The sequence below is a fragment of the Mesorhizobium sp. M0998 genome (assembly GCF_040318885.1).
Lineage (GTDB): Bacteria > Pseudomonadota > Alphaproteobacteria > Rhizobiales > Rhizobiaceae > Mesorhizobium.
Genome location: NZ_JAMYND010000119.1, coordinates 1 through 1,098, shown reverse-complemented (window position 1 = coordinate 1,098; position 1,098 = coordinate 1). Strand labels below are relative to the sequence as shown.

At 62.4% G+C, this 1,098-nt stretch carries 1 protein-coding gene; it reads left to right on the top strand.

What is annotated here, in order from left to right:
• Positions 1 to 62 precede the first annotated feature (62 nt).
• Positions 63 to 1,049 carry an IS5 family transposase gene (locus NKH59_RS33360; RefSeq protein WP_352687253.1) on the top strand — a complete coding sequence of 329 codons (987 nt, stop codon included), beginning with the start codon at positions 63 to 65 and terminating at the stop codon, positions 1,047 to 1,049.
• Positions 1,050 to 1,098 lie beyond the last annotated feature (49 nt).

The window sequence follows — 1,098 nt, the reverse complement described above, 5'->3', positions numbered from 1 at the left end:
GAGATCTTTGCACAGAAGCCGATCAGTGATTCTGTTGTGAGGTTGGAGCAGGGAGATTCGCGATGGTGGATCGTGTTCTGGGTCAGTTGAGTCTGGCGGACGGTCTTGCGGTGTCGGATGAGACGATCTTCGACCTGATTGCGAAAGAGCTGGACTGGGAGCCGATCAGCAAGCTGCTTGGCCCGCGCAGCAGCAGCGGCCCGGGTAGCGCCAGCTACCCGGCAATGTTGCTGGTGCGCTGCCTTCTGCTGGGTGTGTGGCATGGGCTGAGCGATCCAGCGCTTGAGGCGCAGATCCGTGACCGGCTGTCGTTTCGCCGCTTCGTTGGCTTCAGCCTCTCGGACCGTACGCCCGATCATTCGACCCTATGGCGCTTTCGCGACGAGCTGACGCGTGAGCGGCTGATCGACAAGGTGTTTGAGGAGATCAACCGGCAGCTGGAGACGAAAGGCCTGATCGTCAAGCGCGGCACGCTGGTCGATGCCTCGTTCATGCAATCCCCCGGCCGGCCGCCCAAGCAGCCGAAGAAGGGCCACCACGGCCCGGTCAAGCCGTCGGCGGACAAGGATGCGCGCTGGGGCAAGAAGGGCAAAAAGAGCACTTTTGGCTACAAGATGCACATTGGCGTCGACCAGGGGCACACCTTGATCCGGCGCGTCGAGGTGAGCGACGCCTCAGTCACCGACACCGAGCCGGCCGACCGGTTGATCTGCGGCGATGAGAAGGCGGTCTATGGCGATCAGGCCTATTACACCCATGCCAGGCATGACCGGCTCGCTGAGGCCAAGATCAAGGATCGCCTGATGCGGCGGCCCAACAAGCATCACCCTGAATTGCCGCCGCGCGACAAGCTGCGCAACCGGCTGATCTCCAAGGTGCGGGCGGCGGTTGAGCGGCCTTTCGCCGTGTTCAAGGAGCGTTACGGCATGCGGCGCATGCGCTTCTTCAACCTTGCGACCAACCGCACGCAGTGCATGCTGGCGGCATGCGCCTACAATCTGCGGACTATGATCGGTGTCCTGTATCCACCCAAAGAGAGACGGGCGTGAGGGAGGAGTGCGTCCAAAATCGAGCCGATCGGGCCAATGATGCCGGTCG

What these genes read in the sequence shown, in the direction of transcription:
- NKH59_RS33360 (WP_352687253.1), top strand. Translation starts at nt 63, where the DNA reads ATGGTGGATCGTGTTCTGGGTCAGTTGAGTCTGGCGGACGGTCTTGCG.